This window comes from Streptomyces sp. NPDC005141 (genome assembly GCF_053599975.1).
The window spans coordinates 57,919-77,060 of sequence record NZ_JBSFYW010000030.1; the positions used below are offsets into that span (position 1 = coordinate 57,919).

Consider the following 19,142-nt stretch of genomic DNA (forward strand, 5'->3'; position numbering starts at 1 on the left):
AAGGCAGGGGACTGGGGAACGCCCCACGTCACACCCTGGGCCATGAACGGGCGACGATCCGTAGCCCCTGGGTCCAGTTCCTTACCGGGAACCTACTCCAGGCGCAGTACGCGCAGGTAACCGTCAGTCCACCCTCGGACGTACCAGGCCGGTCTCGTACGCGATGACCACCAGCTGTGCCCGGTCCCGGGCGCCGAGCTTGGCCATGGCCCGGTTGACGTGCGTCTTCACCGTGAGCGGGCTCACTTCGAGGCGCTCGGCGATCTCGTCGTTGGAGTGGCCTCCGGCGACCTGGACGAGCACCTCGCGCTCGCGGCCCGTGAGCGCGTCGAGCCGGTCGGTGCCGATGGGGCGGCGTCCGTCGTCACCGTCGCCCTGCGCGAGGAACTTGGCGATCAGCCCCTTGGTCGCCACCGGGGACAGCAGCGCCTCGCCGCCGGCCGCGATCCGGATGGCGTTCAGCAGTTCCTCGGGCTCGGCGCCCTTGCCGAGGAACCCGGACGCGCCGGCCCTCAGCGACTGCACCACGTACTCGTCGACCTCGAAGGTCGTCAGCATCACGACCCGTACGTGCGCGAGGCCCGGGTCCGCGGTGATCAGCCGGGTGGCGGTGAGGCCGTCGGTCCCGGGCATCCGGATGTCCATCAGCACCACGTCGGCCCGCTCGGCCCGGGTCAGGGCCACGGCCTCCGCGCCGTCGGACGCCTCTCCCACGACCTCCATGTCCGGCTCCGAGTCGACCAGCACACGGAACGCGCTGCGCAGCAACGCCTGGTCGTCGGCGAGCACGACGCGGATGGTCATACGGGGTCCCCCAGGGCAGGCGCGAGGTTCTTGACCGGAAGGATCGCATGGATGCGGAAGCCGCCTCCGTATCGGGGACCCGCCGTGCAGCTCCCGCCGATCGCCGTGACCCGCTCGCGCATGCCGAGCAGTCCGTGCCCGCCGCCCTCCTGGGGGTCCGCGTCCTGTCCGGGCCCGTTGTCGAGGACGGTCACTTCCACGTTCGGCCCGACGCGGACCACGCTGACCTCGGCCTTCGCCCCCGCGCCCGCGTGCTTGCGCACATTGGTGAGGGCCTCCTGGATCACGCGGTACGCGGCGAGGTCGACGGCCGCGGGCAGCGCGGTGCCGTGGTCGGAGCGGGCCACCTCCACCGGGAGCCCCGCGTTGCGGAAGGTGTCGGCCAGCTCGTCGAGCCGGGCCAGCCCGGGGGCGGGCTCGGTCGGGGCCTCGGGATCGCCGGACTGGCGCAGCAGACCCACGGTGGCGCGCAGTTCGTTCAGCGCGGACCGGCTGGCCTCGCGTACGTGGGCGAGCGCCTCCTTGGCCTGGTCGGGGCGCTTGTCCATCACGTGGGAGGCGACTCCGGCCTGCACGTTGACGAGGGCGATGTGGTGGGCGACGACGTCGTGCAGATCGCGGGCGATCCGCAGCCGCTCCTCGGCGACACGGCGGCGCGCCTCCTCCTCGCGGGTGCGCTCGGCCCGTTCGGCGCGCTCCTTGATCGCGTGCACGAAGGCACGCCGGCTGCGGACGGCGTCGCCCGCCGCGGCGGCCATGCCGGTCCAGGCGAAGACGCCGAGGTTCTCCTGGGCGTACCAGGGCAGCGGCCCGGCGAGCATCGCGACCGCCGTCAGGACGGTCATGGTGACCAGGCCGACGCGCCAGGTCGTGGGGCGGTCGGTGGCCGAGGCCACGGTGTAGAGGGCGACGACGGCGCACATCGCCACCGGGGCCCGGGGGTCGCCGGTCACCAGCTCCACCAGGGAGACGGCGACGGTCGCCGTGAGGATCTTCATCGGGGCGCGGCGGCGGAAGACCAGGGCGGCGGCGCCGAGGGCCATGAGGGCGAGGCTCAGGGCGTCCGGGGTACGGGCGCCCCAGGTCGTGCCGTCGGCGCCGTGCGGGTCGACGAAGGAGCCGGCCACCATGCAGACGAGGACGCCTGCGGCGAGGGCGGCGTCCAGGGCGAGGGGGTGGGCACGCAGCCAGTCCCTCGTGCGCTCCAGGGTGCTCACGGGCCAACGGTACGGGGCCCTGCCGGGCTGGGAACCGGCCGGTACGGGGTGCGCTGCCGCCGAACCGAGGCCGGACGGGGGACCGGCCGGGCGATGCCGCCCTCGCCGGGCTGCGGAACGGGGACCTGCCGGGGTCGGCGGACAGTGCGGGGGCTCTCGCCCGTGCCCCGCCGGGCGAGGACGACCGGCCGGTGATGGCATCCTCGCCGGACCGCGGACCGGGCGGGGCCCGTGGGCGGAAGGCCCGTGCCGTGCGCTCTCGCCGAGTCACGGCCGCGCCGACACCGCCGACACCGGCCGCGCCATGCCGCCCCCGCCGGACTGCGGACCGGGGACCCGCCGAGTGGGCGGACAGCGCGGTGGGCTCTCGCCGGGCCTGGGGTCGGGCCCGGAACGGCCGGGCGATGTCGTGGCCGCACGGCTGCGGAACGGGGTCCGCCGGGCGGGCGGACGGGGCGTATCAGGCCGGGGCCGGGGGCCGGTGGTGTCGGGCTCTGCGGGTGTCGGGTCCGGCGGTGCCGGCCCGGTCCTGTGGGTGTCGGGTCCTGTGGGGCGGGCTCGCGGAGTGTTGTCTGGGGTGTCCGCTCGCCGGGCCCTCCCCGGGTCCTGAGACGCGCGGGAGCGGGGAGTGGCCGAGCTAGGTCGGAGAGGTGGTGCTCAGCCGGGGATCAGGCCGTCGCCGCTGAGCATCTCCCGGACCTCTTCGAGCGTGGCGTCCGGAGAGGGGAGGATAAGCTCCGACGGCTCCAGCGAGTCGTCGGGGAGCGGGGTCCCGGCGCGGCGCACCGCGTCCAGCAGGGCTGCCAAGGTGCGACGGAAGCCGGACTCGTCGCCGCGCTCCATCTCGGCGAGCAGCTCGTCGTCCAGCTTGTTCAGTTCGGTGAGGTGGCCGTCGTCCAGCCTCACCTGCCCCTCCCCCATGATCCGTACGATCATGTCGCCCTCCTCAGGCGTGGGCCCTGTCGGTCACTGCTTGTCGAAGCGCGGCGTGTCCTGGGGCTGCGACGACGGCTGGGACTGGCCCGTGCCGCCCTCGATCGCCTGCTGTGACGAGGAGCCGCCGGCCAGCTCCGCCTTCATGCGCTGCAGCTCCAGCTCTACATCCGTACCACCGGAGAGCCGGTCCAGCTCGCTCTGGATGTCGTCCTTGGCCAGCCCGGACTGGTCGTCGAGAGCTCCGGAGGCGAGCAGCTCGTCGATCGCGCCGGCCCTCGCCTGGAGCTGCGCGGTCTTGTCCTCGGCACGCTGGATGGCAAGCCCCACATCGCCCATCTCCTCGGAGATGCCGGAGAAGGCCTCCCCGATCCGGGTCTGTGCCTGGGCCGCCGTGTACGTCGCCTTGATCGTCTCCTTCTTGGTGCGGAAGGCGTCGACCTTGGCCTGGAGCCGCTGGGCCGCGAGGGTGAGCTTCTCCTCCTCGCCCTGCAGGGTCTGGTGCTGCGTCTCCAGGTCGGTCACCTGCTGCTGGAGCGCGGCACGGCGCGACAGCGCCTCACGGGCCAGGTCCTCACGACCGAGCGCGAGGGCCTTGCGCCCCTGGTCCTCCAGCTTGGAGGACTGGTTCTGGAGCTGGTTCAGCTGCAGTTCGAGGCGCTTGCGGCTGGTCGCCACGTCGGCGACACCGCGCCGGACCTTCTGGAGCAGCTCCAGTTGCTTCTGGTACGAGTAATCGAGGGTCTCGCGCGGGTCCTCGGCCCGGTCAAGGGCCTTGTTCGCCTTCGCGCGGAAGATCATCCCCATACGCTTCATGACACCGCTCATGGGCTTCGCGCGCCCCCTTCTGACGGACTCCAGCTCCAGGTACTGCAACAGGACCCACAGTACGGGCCCTGCATCCATTACCGCACTGTTCGGGGACGGATGCGCTCATCCCCAAGGACGACTGCGTTGTCCACCACTCCGGCGTAGGGAGTAGGTGACACCCGGGGTCCACCAGGAACGACGTCCCCTCTGTCCCCCTACAGACGCACGGTGTTGCCGGATCGTTCCCCACTCGACCGACGTCCATGCCCGCGGACCCCGTACCCTTGGGTTTTGTGTTCCGTAGCCGTGCGAAGGAAGAGAAGGCCCCCGCCGACAAGGCGCTGGTGACCGACTCCAAAGTGACCCGTGATCCGCAGGCCCCCAAGGGCCGCCCCACGCCCAAGCGCAGTGAGGCCCAGACCCAGCGTCGCAGCGTCGCCCAGACGCCGACGACGCGCAAGGAGGCGTCCAAGCGGCAGCGCGACGACCGCCGCGCCGCGATGGAGAAGCAGCGCCAGGCGCTGGCCAGCGGTGACGAGCGTTATCTGCCCGCCCGTGACAAGGGTCCGGTGCGCCGCTTCGCCCGTGACTTCGTGGACTCGCGATTCTGCGTCGCCGAGTTCTTCCTGCCGATGGCCGTGGTCATCCTCGTCCTGAGCATGGTGCGGGTCGGCTCGCTCCAGAACATCGCGCTGCTGCTGTGGCTGGTCGTCATCGTGATGATCGTGGTCGACTCGATCGGCATCGCGATCCGCCTGAAGAAGCAGCTCAACACGCGCTTCCCGGACCTGCCCAAGAAGGGCGCGGTTCCCTACGCGCTGATGCGTACCCTCCAGATGCGTCGACTCCGGCTGCCGAAGCCGCAGGTCAAGCGCGGAGAGCGGCCCTGAGCACGACGTCTTTCTCCGGGGGCGCGGCGGATGCCTGGCTGAACAAGCTGGGCGGGCTGCGTGATGTCGTACGACAGGAACTGGTGGCCCGGCAGCTCGACGAGCAGATAGCCGGGCGGTATCCGGTGGGCCGGCGGCTGCGGGTGCTCGATGTCGGGATGGGCCAGGGCACGCAGGCCCTGCGGCTCGCCCGGGCCGGTCATCAGGTGACCGGGCTCGAGCAGGACGCGACGATGCTGGCCGTGGCCCGGGAGGCACTGGCCGCCGAGCCCGAGGGCATCCGCGGCAGGGTGCGCCTCATCGAGGGCGACGGGCGCGAGACCGGTGTCCATTTCCTGCCGGGCAGTTTCGACGTGGTGCTGTGCCACGGCGTCCTGATGTACGTCGAGGATCCGGACGCGCTGCTGGCGGGCATGGCCCGGATGCTGGCTCCCGGCGGGCTGCTCTCCCTGCTGGTGCGCAACGCGGACGCGCTGGCCATGCGGCCCGGGCTCGGCGGGGACTGGGCGGCGACGCTGGCCTCGTTCGACACGACCGCGTACACGAACCGGCTCGGCCTCGACGTCCGCGCCGACCGGCTCGCCACGCTGACCGGCACGCTCGCCGGGATCGGGGCTCCGCTGCACGCCTGGTACGGCGTGCGGGTCTTCACGGACACGGCGGCCGACGGCACGCCGCTTCCGCCGGACGCGGAGACGCTGCTGGCCGCGGAGGAGCGGGCCGGACGGACGGATCCGTACCGCCAGGTGGCGGCGCTGCTGCACCTGTGCGGCGTGCGGGGCTGAGACAACGGCTTCGGGGCCGCGCCGGCCGGTGACGGTCCTGGAGCTCCTGCACACGCGGCCCGTCCGCGCCCTGCTCGGCACCGCCCGCCCCCGCCGTCTCCGCCCCCGGCATGGCGGCCGAGCCGACTGCTCGGAACGGGGCCGGCGGCACGCCTTCGGAACGAGGCCGGACGTCCGTCGGCGCCGGGCGTATCTTCCTGGCGGCCCGGAGGGCGAAGCATCGTCCCGGGCGACATCATGGGCGGCTCCGCCGCCGGCGGGGTCGAGCGCTCCGCGCTGCCGGCCCGGCCGCACGCACACGGTCGAAGGACGCCGCCATGTCACGCACACGGTCGAAGAACCCGCCATGTCGCCCGCGCGAGTGCCGCCGCGGGCGGTGGACGGGTTGCCGGGGTGCGCCCCCGGCAACCCCGACCGGCCTACTCCGGCTCGGCGTGCAGGCTCATCGGACCGTAGATCTGTGTGCTGTCCTCGAAGAGGAACACCTGGTCCGCGCCGCCCGCCAGAAGGTCCTTCCACACCTCGCCGATCCAGGACTCGGCGTCGCCCTGGGTGGTGAACTCCTCGGGCTGCACCGCGGGTTGGACCTCTGCCCCGTCGGACTTCTCGAACCGCCACGTCCATGCCGCCATGTACGCCTCCAAGGTGTGAGCACACTGCACAGCGGACGCCGGACAAGATCCGGCTCCCGTCCGAAGCCTAGCCGGACGCGCAAGACCTGCGGGGACACGCAAAAATCGACGGCGTGGAACTGACTCTGCTCGGCACCGGTGCCCCCGCGGGCCTGCCCCGCCCCGACTGTCCCTGCGCTGCCTGCGCGACCGCGCTCGGCGAGAGGGCGCGGGCGGCCACCGCGCTGCTCGTGGACGGCACACTGCTGCTCGACCTCACCCCCGGCGCCGCGTTCGCGGCCGCCCGCGCCGGACACTCGCTGGGCGGCGTACGCCAGGTACTGCTCTCGCATCCGCACGACGGGCCCGCCGTGGAGGTGCCGGCCGGGCTGCCGCAGCCCGGCCGGGTGCCCGACGGACGGGAGTTGGCGCTGCTGACGGGACACCGGGTGCGGGCGGTGCCGATGGACGCGCCCGGCACGGGGTACGCGGTGACCGGCCCGGACGGGCAGCGGCTGCTGTACCTGCCACCGGGGGCGGCGCCGGCCGGTATGGACGAGAACGGCGACACCTACCACATGGTGCTCCTCGACGTGGTGGGGCGGCCGGACGCCCTGGCGAAGCTGCGCGCGGTCGGCGCGGTCGGTCCGACCACGGACGTGATCGCGGTGCACCTCGACCACGACGTGCCCCCGGGTCCCGAACTGCGGCGGCGGCTCGCCGCGGCGGGCGCGCGGGCCGTACCCGACGGGACGACGCTCGACGTGGGTGTCTACGAGGACGTGCCCGATGTGCCGCGCAGGACGCTGGTGCTCGGCGGGGCGCGTTCGGGCAAGTCGGTGGAGGCGGAACGGCGGCTGGAGGCGTTCCCCGACGTCCTGTACGTCGCCACCGGAGGTTCACGCAGCGGGGACTGCGAGTGGGCGTCGCGGGTCAGCGCCCACCGTGAGCGGCGGCCCGGCTCCTGGCGCACCGTCGAGACCTGCGACCTGGTCCCCCTCCTCGCGGAGGACGGCCCGGCGCTGCTCGTCGACTGTCTCTCGCTGTGGCTGACGGACGCCATGGACTCGGTGAACGCCTGGGACGACGCCGAGTGGTCCGGCGGTGGCGAACGCGCCCTGCGCGCTCGTGTGGAGGAGCTCGTCACCGCGGTCCGGAACACCCGCCGCACGCTTGTCGCGGTCTCGAACGAGGTCGGCTCCGGCATCGTCCCCGCCACGGCGTCCGGACGCCGCTACCGCGACGAACTCGGTCGGCTGAACGCGGGGTTCGCCGGGGAGTGCGAGCACGTGCTGCTGGTGGTGGCGGGCCAGGCACTGAAGCTGCGGGGCTGACCGCGGCCGAACTCCGCGCCGGCGGAGGCGTGTTCTTCGCTTCCGCCGGACACTCGCCCCCGTTCGCTCCGGGCGGGTTCTCAGATCTGCTTGCGGGCGACGATGCGGTACGCGTTCGAGAAGCGGGTGCGGCGGAGCAGGGGGGCCATCGCACGGTCCAGCACTGCGGTCGAGGCGAGCAGCGGAACGGACGCCCGGGTCAGTGCCTGACGCACGGCGCGCTGGAGCGGGGTCGGGGGTGCCGGGCGCCAGGGGGCGTCGAGGCCGGGGAGGGCGCGGCCGAGGGCCAGGGCGAGGGCGCCGGAGAGGTCGCGGGGGATGTGCGGCTCCCGGCGGTCCGTCGCGACGACCTCGCAGCCGAGGGACTCGAGTTCGCCGAGCAGATTGGGCAGCGGCAGGAGGTGCAGGTGGCGCGGCTGGCCGTACGCCACCCACCACTTGCCGAGCAGCATGCCGAACGCGCACTCGGGGTCGGGGACTTCGACGAGGAGGTGCCCGCCGGGACGCAGCACCGCCAGTGCGGCGCGCAGTTCCTCGCGCGGGTCGGGCGTGTGCTCCAGGTGGTGGAACATGCTCACGACGTCGTAGCGGGCGCGCAGCCGCTCGGCGATCCGCGGGTCGGTGAGCCGCCCGATGTGCGCCTCCTCCACCCGTCCCGCCGCCCGTGCCTTCTCGACGCGCCGCGTCGGGTCGAGCCCGTCGAAGGACGTGTACGGGTGGACCTCCTTGGCGACCGCCGGGAAGTGCCCGTGTCCGGTGCCGATGTCGAGCCAGCTCTCCGGCTCCGGGAAGGCCAGCATGGCGCGGGCCGCCGCGAGGTGGCGTCCGGTTCCGCCGCCGGTGCCGAGCAGCCGTTCGGCGAGGCTCTCGCGACCGTCCTCGCGGACGTCCCGGTGGTAGAAGGCCAGCCCCTCCGCGGTGAGCCGGGGGTTCTGGAAGGCGTGGGAGCAGTCTGCGCACTCGTCGACGACGAACGTCCCCGGCTTGCGCTGCCGCAGGTCGGGCGTCCGCAGGCGGGTGCGCAGCCGCTTCGAGCCGCACCAGGGGCAGTCGGTGCGGCGCGGTTCGTGGAACCGGGCGGTGCCCTGGGCGAGTTCGGCCGCGTAGGCGGCACGGCGTTCGGCGATCGGCCGCGTGGTGGGGGGCATGGGCGCTCCTGTCGGGGACGAGCCGTACGACAATCCGACACAAACGGTACGTATCCGAAGGTGATACGGAGCGCATCGACGTGGCGCGGACGTGTTCGATCGGTGCCGGTACTGTTCGGCGAATGAGCTCGCTTAATCTCGACGACTTCACCGATCTGATCGAGCGTCCCGACGGAGGCGTACGCCGTGACGCCGAGGCGCACCGGGAGCGCCGGATCGTGCCGCCCGGGGCACTGGGCCGCCTTGACGACCTGGGTGAATGGCTGGCGGCGGCGCAGTCCGCGGTGCCGGTGCGGCCGATCGAGCATCCGCGTGTGGTGCTGTTCGCGGGCGACCACGGGATCGCCGCCCTCGGTGTGTCGGCGCGCCCCGCGGGCAGCGCCGGCCGGCTGGTGCGGGCGGTCCTGGAGGGCGCGAGCCCCGCGTCGGTGCTGGCCCGCCGGCTGGGCGTGCCGGTGCGCGTGATCGACATGGCGCTGGAGGCCGATCCCGAGGGGCTGCCCGACGAGGTCGTACGGCATCGGATCCGGCGCGGTTCGGGCCGGATCGACGTCGAGGACGCGATGACGCTGGAGGAGGCGGAGGCCGCGTTCCGCGCCGGGGTCGCCATCGCGGACGAGGAGGCGGACTCCGGTACGGATCTGGTGGTGCTCGGCGACATCAGCGTGGGCGGGACCACGGCGGCGGCCGTACTGGTCGCGGCGCTGTGCGGGACCGACGCGTCCGTCGTCACCGGGCGGGGCGGGCAGGCCATCGACGACCTCGCGTGGATGCGCAAGTGCGCCGCGGTGCGTGACTCCCTGCGGCGGGCGCGGCCCGTGCTCGGGGATCAGCTGCAGCTGCTCGCGACGGTGGGCGGGGCCGACCTGGCGGCGATGACCGGGTTCCTGCTGCAGAGCGCGGTGCGCAAGATGCCGGTGATTCTCGACGGAGTCGTGTCGGCCGCGTGCGCGCTGGTCGGACAGCGGGTCGCCTTCCGCGCGCCGGACTGGTGGCTGGCCGGGCAGAGCAGCGGAGAGCCGGCGCAGGCCAAGGCGCTGGACCGGATGGCCCTCGAACCGCTGCTCGACCACGGAGTGACGGTGGGTGAGGGGGCGGGCGCCCTGCTCGCTCTGCCGCTGGTCCAGGCCGCGGCGAGCCTTGCGGCGGACCTTCCGGAGGCCCCCTCACCGGAGGCGGAGACGGCCCCGGAAGCGGACCCCAAGCCGGACCCCGAGCCCGACTCCAACTCCGGCACGGACGCCGACGCCGGAACTGACACCGAGCCTGACACCGACTCCGGGACTGACACCGCGCCCGGCTCCCGGCCCGGGACTGACGCCGAGTCCAGCCCCCTGCCCGAAGCCGACGCCGAGTCCGGCCCCGGTACTCAGACCGCGCCCGAGCCCGGCACCGGCTCCCCGGCCCCCGGCCCGGGCGAGTAGCCGACCGGCTCCGAGGCCGCGCCCGAGCCCGGCACCGGCTCCCCGGCCGGACGAGCGGCCGACCGGCTCCGGCCGCCTCGGCCCCCGGCGCACCCGGGCGCGGCGCCAACTCGCCGGCTCCGGCCGGGACGCTCACCGACCGGAGCCCCCACCCCGAAGGCACACCCGGGGCCGATGCCCGCTCTCCGGCACCGTGCCAGGGACGGGTGGCCGACCGGCCCCGGTCCCGGGTCGCGAGATCCGGTGCCCCGGTCGAGCGGAGACCGGGCTGGCCGGTGTGAGCGGAACCCGCGGCCCGGCGGGGCACCACCCGTACCGGCCCTCCCCCGCGCGGGGCGTAATGCCCCATATCATCGCGCTTTATGGGAGATGCCCGAATTGCCGTTGACCAGGAACGGGCGTCGGTCCGCCGGAACGACGGGGACCGGCGGTCCACGGCTGTCTCGCGGCGGTCCGCCGCCTTCGCCGTCTGGTATCTGCGCGCGGTCACGTTCATCAACTTTCTGAGCGCCGTGTGGGTGTCGCTCGGACAGGACGTACGGCGGCACAACACCGAGAACTACTTCACCCCGTACCTGCTGACCGCCGGGTTCGCCTCCGGTGTGTTCACGATGTTCCTGGCCATCACCATGCGGCGGCGCAAGCGGGCCGCGTGGATCCTCAACTCCGTGCTGAGCGGCATGTTCCTGCTGCTGTTCGCCGTCGCGATGGCGTTCCCGGAGATCCGCCAGTACGCCCAGAACTGGGTGTCGCTCGTGCTGACCGCGGCCTTCGTGGCTTCCCTCGCCGTCGGCCGCCGGGAGTTCTACGCCAAGGGCGACCGGTCGAACCCGAAGCTCGCCGCGGCCGTCGCGGTCGGCGGGCTGCTGGTCACCTCCCTGCTCGCCGCACTGGTGGTCACGGTCACCAACGCAGCGCACGACGCCCACCGTTCGACCTTCCTGGACCGCTGGCGCTACGGCACCCTGCGGCTCGTCTCGGTCGCCGCCGACGACTCCCACTACCCCGGGATCACGACACCCAACTGGGTCGTCGTCGGCATCAACGTGCTCAGCACCCTGCTGGTGCTCGCCGTCCTCTACGCGGCCTTCCGCTCCCGGCGCGCCGTCGACCCGCTCACCGAGGACGACGAGAAGCGGCTGCGCGCACTGCTCGAACGCAACGGCGACCGGGACTCGCTGGGCTATTTCGCGCTGCGCCGGGAGAAGAGCGTGGTCTGGTCGCCCACCGGCAAGGCGGCGGTGGCGTACCGCGTGGTGGGCGGGGTGTCCCTCGCGAGCGGCGACCCCATCGGCGACCCGGAGGCATGGCCCGGCGCCATCGAGCCCTGGCTCGCCGAGGCCCGGGAGCACGGCTGGATCCCGGCGGTGATGGGCGCGAGCGAGGAGGCGGGCACCATCTACTCCCGGCACGGTCTCGACGCCCTCGAGCTGGGCGACGAAGCCCTCGTGGAGACGGCCGAGTTCACCCTCGAAGGACGGGCCATGCGCACCGTCCGGCAGGCCTACAACCGGGTCAAGCGGGCCGGGTACCGGGTGCGCATCCGACGGCACGAGGACATCCCGGCCGCCGAGCTGGCGTATCTGCTCCGGCGCGCGGACGACTGGCGCGACGGCGCGACCGAGCGCGGCTTCAGCATGGCGCTCGGCCGGCTCGGCGATCCCGAGGACGGGCGGTGCGTGATGCTCGAATGCACGGATGCCGAGGGCGAGTTGAGGGCGGTGCTGTCCTTCGTGCCATGGGGGCCGCACGGACTCTCGCTGGACCTGATGCGGCGCGACCGCGACGCGGAGAACGGTCTGATGGAGTTCATGGTGATCGAACTCCTGCGGCGCGCCCAGGAGATCGGGATCACCCAGGTCTCGCTCAACTTCGCGATGTTCCGCTCGGTCTTCGAACGTGGTGCGCGGCTCGGCGCGGGACCCGTGCTGCGGCTGTGGCGCTCGCTGCTCAGCTTCTTCTCGCGCTGGTGGCAGATCGAGTCGCTGTACCGGGCCAACGCCAAGTACCGGCCCATCTGGGAGCCGCGGTTCCTGCTCTTCGAGAAGAGCGCCGACCTGCTGCGCATCGGTGTCGCGTCCGCGCGCGCCGAGGGGTTCCTCGAGGCGCCGGGCCTGCCGAAGTGGCTGCACCGCAAGCACCTGGACTCGCACAGATGAGACCGCCGGGGACCGGCGTGCGACGGGCTGCGGGGGCGGCCGGATGAGCACGCTCGCCGGCCGGGCGCGCGCCGAGTGGGGTCCGCTGTACGTCACTGTGCGCCGGGCCCTGGCGGCGAGGCGGTGGCGGGCGGTTCCGATGACCCTCGGCGCGGTGGGCCTGACGGCGGTTCTCCAGTTCGTCCAGAACCAGTCCTGGGGCTATCAGCTGGTGCAGAACCTCGGCTCCGTCCGGGCCGAGGACCCGCTGTGGCTCGCCCTGCTCCGCACTCCGCTCTCCCTGTTCCTACCGGCTCTGGATCTGCCCGTGTGGGGCGCGCTCGCGCAGATCCTCGTCGTCTTCGGGATCGCCGAGATCTGTCTGGGCTGGTGGCGCACGCTCGTCATCGCGTACGTCGCCACGCTGGCCGGGACGCTCTACGCCCGCGTCGGCATCGCGCTCGGCCCGCACCATCCGCTGGGGCTGCCCGCGGCCGACGCGCAGGTCGTCGACACCGGCCCGTCGGCGGCCGTGGTGGGCCTCGCCGTGTTCCTCGGCTGGCGCTACCGGGCGTATGTGACGGCGGGGGTGGTGATCGGGGCCATGGTGGTCGAGGTGCTCCTCAAGGACAACCTGGCGGGCAAGGAGCACCTGGCGGCGATCGCGGCCGTCCTGGTGCTGTGCTGCTTGTCCGCGGCGCGTCACGACCCTCCGGGCAGGGACCGGGCGGGCTCGGGATCGGGTTTGCCCCCGATCCAGTCCTGAACCTTGCGGCTGGGACCGGCCCAGCGGCGGTCGTGCCGGTAGGAGCGCAGTCGGGACCGGGCGCGGGCGCGCGGCCTGCGCCGGTAGAAGCGCTTGGCCCACGGCGAACCGGGCTTGGCCAGCCGGATCGAACCGATCAGGGCGACGAAGGGAACGACCACCCCGAAGATGGCCGTGCGCGCCTTCCCCTTGCTCAGCGAGATCAGCGCGAAGAGGAAGTTCAGGGCGATGGTCACGATCACGCTCGCCCGGTCCTGCAGCTCCTGGTCGGTGGTGTCGTTGACGCCGAACGGTGAGAAGCCGCTGAGCATCAGCCCGACCAGGGCCGCCGTGACCACCACGACCTCGACGCTCTTGCGCCCGGCCTCGGTCCAGTAGACGTCGTCGAGGTGCAGGATCAGCGCGAACTCGTCGAGCACGAGGCCCGCTCCGATGCCGAACACCACCGCGCACGCGCACGGCCAGAACCCGTACCGGCTGCTGGCGACCGCGCCGAAACCGCCGATCACCGTGAGCACGACGCCGGGCACCACGTGGTGGATGTGCAGAGCACCGGCCTTGACATTGCCGAAGGGCCCTTTGCCGGCGCGGATGAGCCGCACGATGACACGGGTGACCACGAAGGTCAGGACGAACGAGGCCAGCGCCAGCAACAGGGGGAGTTTCCCGGGCTCGACGATGTTCCGCTGCAACCAATGACCCATATGCGAACTTTATCCACCGCCGCTGCATCCGCCCTCCGGGCGTCCGGGTAGCCTGCGCCGATGTCCAAGACCGCCTCCGGGGCCGCTCTCCCCGACAGCCTCCGCTTTGCCTTCGGCACCCTCACCGTGTTCCCCGTGCGGGTCACCCGCTGGGACCGCGACGCGGCGCGCGGCGGCATGCTGTGCGCTCCCCTGGCCGGGCTCGTGGTCGGGGCGGGAGCGGCCCTGGTGGGCTTGGCGCTGCTGGCCATGGGCGCCGGCCCGCTGCTCGCGGCCGTGGCCACCGCCGCCGTACCGGCCGCGCTCACCCGGGGCCTGCACCTCGACGGCCTCGCCGACACCGCGGACGGGCTGGGCAGCGGCAAGCCCGCCGAGGACGCTCTGCGGATCATGAAGCAGTCGGACATCGGCCCGTTCGGCGTGATCACCCTCCTGTTCGTCCTGCTCGCCCAGGTGGCCGCACTCGCCCAGGCGTACGACTCCTCATGGGCCCGGGGCGCCCTCGCGGCCGTCGTCTCGGCCACCGTGGCCCGCCTCGCCCTCACGCTCGCCGCCCGCACCGGTGTGCCCGCGGCCCGGCCCGAGGGCTTGGGCGCGGCCGTCGCGGGTACCGTGCCGCCCCGCGCCGCCCTGCTGGTGGCGGTGGCCGTGACCGGCGCGGCGGCGGGTGGCGGGGCGCTCGTCGGGTCGTACGACCTGGTGCGCGCCGCGGTGGCGGCGGGCGCCTCCTGCGTGGCGGCCGAACTGCTGCTGCGGCACTGCACCCGCCGCTTCGGCGGGATCACCGGCGACGTGTTCGGGGGCCTCGCGGAGACGGCGGCGACGACCGCGCTCGTGGTTCTCTCTCTGGGCTGATCACCGTTCTGTCACCGGCCTGGAACGATCACCGGCGAACGCCGCCGCCGGCCCGGTGCCGCCACTAATCTGAGCGGCCGAACAGACAAGGGATCGTGATCGGGGGACGTCTGTGCCGAACGTGCCGCCACTGCCGAGATCTCGGCGCTTCATGGCGTGGTTCATCGACTTCGCGCTGGTGCTCGCGGCGGCGTCCGCGCTCGCCGCGCTCACCTTCCACCGCGTCTCCGCGCTCGTGACGGACGTGCCGGATCTCGCGACGCGCGGTGGCTGGGACATCCTCACCTCGCGCGGCGACCTCGTCGGCGCCTCCGAGGGTTTCGGGCTCTCGCTCTGGCGCAAGGCGGTCCGGGACGTGGAGCAGGCCTTCGGGCTGCTGGTGGTCGCGACCTTCCTCTACCAGTGGTCGGCCCTCGCCCTCACCGGGCGGACCGTCGGCAAGGCCCTGTTCGGCCTGAAGGTCACGCCGTCCGCTCCGCGCCGTGCGGCGCTGCGGGCCGCGGTGACCACGACGGCCGACGTCGCCCTCTACGCGCTGGCCTGCATCCTGTTGGTGGAGGGCGAGTTCGCGCTCTCGGTGCTGGTGTGGACCGTCGCCGTCGTGATCTTCTTCCTGAACGCGCTGCCCGTGCTCGCCCCGAGCCGCCGCTCGCTGGCGGACCGGATGTCCGGAACCGCGGTGACGGGCCTCGGGCCCGGCATGCCGGGCACCCCGCCCCCGGTCCCCACTTTCTGAGCGTCGGACCCGGCTTCAGACGGCGGAACTCGGGCCGGAGGGCGTTTCACCGGGTGGGCACCAGGGTGTGCGGCAACGTGCCCCAGGGGTGGTCCCCCACGCCCGGGACCGCGCAGTACAGGGCGGCCCCGCGCTCCCGTGCCAACGCCGCCGCGTCGACGTCGGCCGGTACCCCGTGGACGAGATGGCAGAGGCTCGCCCCGGCACCGGTCCACGGCGGCGGGGGTCTCCTCCGGTAGCTGGTCCAGGTGCCCTCGAAGGTGACGAGCACGTCGGCGATCCGGGCGTACGAGGGGTGCGGTGCCGTGCCGTGGTTGAGGACGAGGCCGCCGCCGAGTCCCCGGGCCGCCGCCGCCAGCCGCCGGTAGTACCCGAACCCGCTCTCCACGGCGGCGACCTGGTCGAGGAACGTGCCGTCGGTGCCGTACCAGTCGCGATGCAGGGTCAGATCGCGTACGACGTCCGCGAGCGGTCTGCGCCCGTAGTCCGTGTCGACGTAGCCGAGTACCCGGACGTCCGCCGCGCGCAGCCGCCCGGCGACCGCGAGGAATGCCGGGTCGGGGCGGTCGCCGGGTCCGCTGGCGGGGTTCAGCACGACGCCGTGCAGCCGGGGCGCGGCGGCGATGAGCGCGTCCCATTCGGCCGGGCGGACGGAGGGGTGTTCGTAGTACGGGACGAGCAGGGTCTTCGACGTCGGCGAGCCCGGAGCGTCGCCGGGTCCGCTCATGGACGGACTCATGGGCGGACTCTCCTTCGCGTACCGGTGGCCGGCGGGTTCATCGGTGGGCCGTCGCCTTTCCCAGCAGGGCGCAGACGAGCGCGGTCTGGGCGCCGGCCGCCGTGCCGTACACGATCAGGCCCACCCAGTGCGCGCCGCCCGTGTGCGTCGCGAGCGCCGCGGTCTGGGCGAACGCGGCGGCGCAGACGACCGCGGCCGTGGCCGTGACGGCACCGAAGGACTGGAGCAGCAGCCCGGTCCACATGACCACGCCCAGCAGGAGCAGTCCGGCGAGCCGGACCCCGTCCGCGGTCGCGGGCGCGTGCGGCCACAGCGCGGAGGCGCCGAGGCCGAGCACGAGCAGCGCGGCGAGGTATCCGGTGAGACACCGGACGAGCGCCCCGGCGGTGGCATGCCGGAAGCGCCTCGCGGACGTGCTGGAACGCTGCCCGGCCAGGCTCCCGCTGCGGAACCGGAACAGCAGCCACTCCGCGGGCCCCATGCTGAGCGTCAGCGCGACCGCGGCCGGTGCGGCGACCCCCGTGCGGGCTCCCGTCAGGACGTCCCCGAGCGCCGCGTACAGCACGAGGACACCGCTGCCGAGCCCGAAGAGGGCGTACGGAAGGGTGCCGGCGTACCGGCGCGGGGCGGACCTGCGGGCACGCAGCCGCGCGGTGACGTCGTCGAGGCGGGCCGGGGCGGCCTCGGGAACCCTGACGGACGGCCGGCCCGTGGAGGCCGCCCGCGGTTCACCGGCCCGCCCGGACGGCTCCGCGCCGCCCGGCAGGTTCCCGTACGGCAGCAGCGCGAGAAGGCCGGCACCCCAGCTCCCCTCCCCCAACTCCGTTACAACGGGCGCCACTTCGAGCAGTCCGAGCAGGGCGACCGCCGCCAGCGAGCCCAGCAGCAGGGCCACCCGCGCCAGGTCGGGGACCGGGTGGAACACGGTGACGATCCCGCCCGCCGTCATGGGCGTCAGGGCGGCGAGCAGCGTGCGTTCCCGGCCCATCACCAGCAGGACGGTGGCCGCGCCCAGATAGCCGGACTGCCCGGCGGCGAAGGCGACGGCGCCCCCGCCGGCCGTACCGGCCGCCGCGAAGGCCACCAGGGAGCCGAGCAGGACGCCGACCGGGGTGCCGACGAGCAGCGCGCGGCGGGCGGCCGTGCGGTCACCGAGCCCCATCCAGGTGTACGCGCGGTGGGCGAGCCCCTGGTTCCAGGTCCAGCCGCACAGCGCCCCGGCGAGCATCGGAACGGTGCCGGCCGGAAGCCCGAACGCGCCCTTGGGCCCCGCGAGAAGCGGTGCCGCGAGGACATAGCCGAGGCCGGGGAGGGCGAAGACGATGCCCCGCAGGAGACAGCCGAGGAGACCGATCCGCCACGGGTCGTGGGCCGGGCCCTCCGGTTCGGGGTAGGCCCGGCCGACGCGCTCGAACAACTCCTCCGCGAGGGCGAAGGAGTTCTTGACGCCGTACCGTTCGCGTATCTGGTCGTCCGACAGACCGTCGGATTCGAGCAGCGCGGCCACCTCGTCGGGGTGGACGGCGGCGGAAACGAACTCTCCGAGATTCGCGGCGAGTTCGTCGATCGGGTCGGGCTGCGCCCAGCTCGTCGGGCGGCGCTGGCTCGGCACCCGGGCACGGGTGTCCCGGCGGGCCCCGGGCGGCGTGTGCAGGGAGCCGCTCACCAGCCGGTCCCGTCCGTGGCGACGGCCTGGTACCAGGGGTCGCGCAGTTCGACGGTCCAGTCGTCGACGGTCTCCACGGCGGGCTCGTACACCTCGGGCCGGCCCGCCAGTTCCTGGTAGACCGTCCTGAAGGCGTCGACGGAACGGCGCAGTGTGAACCGGTCGATGACCCGCTGGCGGGACAACTCGCCTAGGTCCAGGCGTCGTTCGTCGTCGCGCAACAGGGTGAGGGCGGCGGCGGCCATCTTCTCCGGCTCGCGCGGCGGGACGACGATGCCGGTGTCGCCGACCGCCTCGCGGACCCCGCCCACGTCCGTGGAGACCGTCGTACGGCCGCAGGACATCGCCTCGATGATCGAGAACGGGAAGCCCTCGGAGATCGAGGACAGCATGACGATGTGACCGGCCGCGTAGGCGCGCCACACCTCGGTGATGCGGCCCTCGAAGGTCAGTCCGTCGGTGATGCCCAGTTCGGCGGCGAGTTTCTCCAGGCGGGTCCTGTACGCCTCTCCGCCGGGCGGTACCGGACCGAACAACCGCAGCCGGGTGTCGGGCAGTTCGGCGCGCACCATGGCGTAGGCGCGCAGAAGCGTCTCCAGGTCCTTGATGGGGTCGACACGGCCGCACCAGGTGAGGGTGGGCACGGCGGGTTCGGGGCCTGCGTGCGGGAAGGCGTGCGGGTCGACCCCGTTGTAGACCGTGCGGATCCGGTCGCCGTCGGCGCCGCCGCGCTCCTCCCAGCGGCGGTTGTACTGGTTGCAGGGGGTGATGAGGTCGGCGGCGCGGTAGCCGAGGGAGTTCAGCTCGCGGTAGAAGCCGAGCATGAACGCCTTGACGGGCCAGCGCTGCTGGAGTCCGCGGTAGCCGAGGTAGCGCTCGCGCAGATAGATGCCGTGCTCGGTGAGCAGGAACGGGACCCCGTCCAGGTGATGCGCAACGAGGGCGGGCAGCGTGGCGAGTCCGCTGCTGACCGCGTGGGCGACGGAGTCCTCGGGGATACGGACGCCGAGCGGGCGCAGCGCGTGCTCGAGCAGGTCCGTGGCGGTGAGCGCGTCGTGCACGGTGGGCCGGGCCGCGGCCGTCGGCAGATGCGGCATCGTCCAGATCCACATCAGCGAGCGCAGCGCCGCCTCGCTGCGCAGGGCGGCCGACAGATGTCCGGCGCGGGCGAGTTCGGCCAGTTCGTACAGGGCGTCGCCGAAGTCCTCGGGCGTGTCCGGGTCGAGGAAGGCGAACAGGAAGCGCTCGTAGCTCTCGGTGAAGCGGCGCAGGGCGCGGCCCAGCGGTGCCCGGGCACGGCCGGGCCGTGGCCCCCAGGTCGGTACGGAGGTGTGCCGGTAGATGTTGGGCGGCAGCTCCCAGGTCACGGGTTCGCGGCCGCTGCCGGTGAGCGAGACGATGTGGAAGTCGACCTCCGGCATGCCCTTGACCAACTGGTCGCACCAGGTGCTGACCCCGCCGTGGACATGCGGATAGGTGCCTTCGGTGAGCATGGTGACATGACGGCCGGTGCGCATCATGTGTGGTTCCCCCCTGGGACTGTTTCCTCCGGAGAGCCCCCCCGGCCCCCGGTGCACGGCTC

18 protein-coding genes are annotated in these 19,142 nt (G+C 73.3%); 8 read left to right on the forward strand and 10 right to left on the reverse strand.

What is annotated here, in order from left to right; all coding sequences use genetic code 11:
- Positions 1 to 123: 123 nt before the first annotated feature.
- From ACWD68_RS23295 to ACWD68_RS23310, 4 genes are all read right to left on the reverse strand, one after another.
- Positions 124 to 804, reverse strand: coding sequence for a response regulator transcription factor (locus ACWD68_RS23295; RefSeq protein ID WP_451808362.1), 681 nt, complete (start codon positions 802 to 804; stop codon positions 124 to 126).
- Complete coding sequence (locus ACWD68_RS23300) at positions 801 to 2,021, reverse strand: sensor histidine kinase (protein ID WP_451808363.1); 1,221 nt, start codon at positions 2,019 to 2,021, stop codon at positions 801 to 803. The genes ACWD68_RS23295 and ACWD68_RS23300 overlap by 4 nt, the downstream gene beginning before the upstream one ends.
- A 657-nt stretch (positions 2,022 to 2,678) precedes the next feature.
- Positions 2,679 to 2,957 (reverse strand): PspA-associated protein PspAA, encoded by a 279-nt coding sequence (gene pspAA / locus ACWD68_RS23305; protein WP_451808364.1) that lies wholly within the window; start codon positions 2,955 to 2,957, stop codon positions 2,679 to 2,681.
- Between the two features lie 30 nt (positions 2,958 to 2,987).
- Positions 2,988 to 3,782 (reverse strand): PspA/IM30 family protein, encoded by a 795-nt coding sequence (locus tag ACWD68_RS23310; protein ID WP_266765642.1) that lies wholly within the window; start codon positions 3,780 to 3,782, stop codon positions 2,988 to 2,990.
- A gap of 245 nt (positions 3,783 to 4,027) precedes the next feature.
- Between ACWD68_RS23310 and ACWD68_RS23315 the strand changes: the two genes are divergently transcribed.
- Both ACWD68_RS23315 and ACWD68_RS23320 read left to right on the forward strand, forming a co-directional pair.
- Complete coding sequence (locus ACWD68_RS23315) at positions 4,028 to 4,654, forward strand: DUF3043 domain-containing protein (protein ID WP_451808365.1); 627 nt, start codon at positions 4,028 to 4,030, stop codon at positions 4,652 to 4,654.
- 83 nt (positions 4,655 to 4,737) lie between these two features.
- Positions 4,738 to 5,439: a class I SAM-dependent methyltransferase gene (locus ACWD68_RS23320; RefSeq protein ID WP_451808366.1), complete on the forward strand. Its 702-nt coding sequence runs from the start codon at positions 4,738 to 4,740 to the stop codon at positions 5,437 to 5,439.
- 419 nt (positions 5,440 to 5,858) lie between these two features.
- Here the strand turns inward: ACWD68_RS23320 and ACWD68_RS23325 are convergent, their stop codons facing one another.
- Positions 5,859 to 6,071 (reverse strand): hypothetical protein, encoded by a 213-nt coding sequence (locus ACWD68_RS23325; RefSeq protein ID WP_451808367.1) that lies wholly within the window; start codon positions 6,069 to 6,071, stop codon positions 5,859 to 5,861.
- Positions 6,072 to 6,184: 113 nt separating this feature from the next.
- Between ACWD68_RS23325 and ACWD68_RS23330 the strand changes: the two genes are divergently transcribed.
- Positions 6,185 to 7,384: a bifunctional adenosylcobinamide kinase/adenosylcobinamide-phosphate guanylyltransferase gene (locus tag ACWD68_RS23330; RefSeq protein WP_451808368.1), complete on the forward strand. Its 1,200-nt coding sequence runs from the start codon at positions 6,185 to 6,187 to the stop codon at positions 7,382 to 7,384.
- Between the two features lie 80 nt (positions 7,385 to 7,464).
- Here the strand turns inward: ACWD68_RS23330 and ACWD68_RS23335 are convergent, their stop codons facing one another.
- Positions 7,465 to 8,532, reverse strand: coding sequence for a class I SAM-dependent methyltransferase (locus tag ACWD68_RS23335; RefSeq protein WP_451808369.1), 1,068 nt, complete (start codon positions 8,530 to 8,532; stop codon positions 7,465 to 7,467).
- A gap of 122 nt (positions 8,533 to 8,654) precedes the next feature.
- On the opposite strand from ACWD68_RS23335, the gene cobT reads away from it, so the two are divergent.
- The 3 genes from cobT (at position 8,655) to ACWD68_RS23350 (ending at position 12,860) form a co-directional block, all read left to right on the forward strand.
- Positions 8,655 to 9,956: a nicotinate-nucleotide--dimethylbenzimidazole phosphoribosyltransferase gene (cobT, locus tag ACWD68_RS23340; RefSeq protein WP_451808370.1), complete on the forward strand. Its 1,302-nt coding sequence runs from the start codon at positions 8,655 to 8,657 to the stop codon at positions 9,954 to 9,956.
- A 362-nt stretch (positions 9,957 to 10,318) separates the two neighbouring features.
- Positions 10,319 to 12,115, forward strand: coding sequence for a phosphatidylglycerol lysyltransferase domain-containing protein (locus ACWD68_RS23345; RefSeq protein WP_451808371.1), 1,797 nt, complete (start codon positions 10,319 to 10,321; stop codon positions 12,113 to 12,115).
- A gap of 43 nt (positions 12,116 to 12,158) precedes the next feature.
- Positions 12,159 to 12,860: a hypothetical protein gene (locus ACWD68_RS23350; RefSeq protein WP_451808372.1), complete on the forward strand. Its 702-nt coding sequence runs from the start codon at positions 12,159 to 12,161 to the stop codon at positions 12,858 to 12,860.
- Here ACWD68_RS23350 and ACWD68_RS23355 read toward each other — a convergent pair.
- Positions 12,797 to 13,564 (reverse strand): hypothetical protein, encoded by a 768-nt coding sequence (locus ACWD68_RS23355; RefSeq protein ID WP_451808373.1) that lies wholly within the window; start codon positions 13,562 to 13,564, stop codon positions 12,797 to 12,799. The two genes, ACWD68_RS23350 and ACWD68_RS23355, sit on opposite strands and share 64 nt — an antisense overlap.
- Before the next feature lie 60 nt (positions 13,565 to 13,624).
- Here ACWD68_RS23355 and ACWD68_RS23360 point away from each other — a divergent pair, with 60 nt between their 5' ends.
- A complete protein-coding gene (locus ACWD68_RS23360; RefSeq protein ID WP_451808374.1) occupies positions 13,625 to 14,419 on the forward strand; it encodes an adenosylcobinamide-GDP ribazoletransferase in 795 nt (264 codons plus the stop codon).
- 151 nt (positions 14,420 to 14,570) lie between these two features.
- On the forward strand, positions 14,571 to 15,155 hold the full coding sequence (locus ACWD68_RS23365; RefSeq protein ID WP_451808375.1) for an RDD family protein: 585 nt from the start codon (positions 14,571 to 14,573) through the stop codon (positions 15,153 to 15,155).
- Between the two features lie 46 nt (positions 15,156 to 15,201).
- Here ACWD68_RS23365 and ACWD68_RS23370 read toward each other — a convergent pair whose 3' ends face one another.
- Genes ACWD68_RS23370 through pelF form a run of 3 tightly spaced genes read right to left on the reverse strand, consistent with a single transcriptional unit; the run spans position 15,202 to position 19,080 of the window.
- The gene (locus tag ACWD68_RS23370) at positions 15,202 to 15,894 is read right to left on the reverse strand and encodes a spherulation-specific family 4 protein (RefSeq protein WP_451808376.1); all 693 of its coding nucleotides are present in this window, start codon (positions 15,892 to 15,894) and stop codon (positions 15,202 to 15,204) included.
- A gap of 37 nt (positions 15,895 to 15,931) precedes the next feature.
- Entirely contained in the window at positions 15,932 to 17,560 is a 1,629-nt protein-coding gene (locus ACWD68_RS23375; protein WP_451808377.1) for a hypothetical protein, read from the reverse strand.
- The gene (gene pelF, locus ACWD68_RS23380; protein ID WP_451808378.1) at positions 17,557 to 19,080 is read right to left on the reverse strand and encodes a GT4 family glycosyltransferase PelF; all 1,524 of its coding nucleotides are present in this window, start codon (positions 19,078 to 19,080) and stop codon (positions 17,557 to 17,559) included. The genes ACWD68_RS23375 and pelF overlap by 4 nt, the downstream gene beginning before the upstream one ends.
- Positions 19,081 to 19,142 lie beyond the last annotated feature (62 nt).